General features: G+C 36.8%; 1 protein-coding gene. It reads right to left on the bottom strand.

The window, feature by feature from the left end:
* A partial coding sequence (locus GB932_RS22035; protein WP_156758918.1) for an aconitate B occupies nt 1-242 on the bottom strand: 242 nt, incomplete at both ends.

Below are 242 nucleotides of genomic sequence, written 5' to 3'. Positions count from 1 at the left end.
AAGTAAATCTGTAGAAATATCTCCTTCACCAGCAATATAAGTAACTACTTTAATTTCTTCAGCAACTTCAGGAAGTTTAGTGAAGAATTCAGCTTTTGCGTAGCTTTCAAGGATTTCTTTTGCAATTTCGTTTCCGCTGTTGAATGCTTCTTTCAGACGGTTCGTATCTGCTTCATAAAGGAAAACCTGAGTTTTAAGAACGTTGGCAGCTTCTTTGGCAATAGCTGCATCATTACCTAAAG

Source organism: Microbacterium karelineae, from assembly GCF_009745985.1.
In the GTDB taxonomy this organism is placed as follows: Bacteria; Actinomycetota; Actinomycetes; order Actinomycetales; family Microbacteriaceae; genus Microbacterium; species Microbacterium karelineae.
This window is presented reverse-complemented; position numbering and strand designations above follow the sequence as displayed.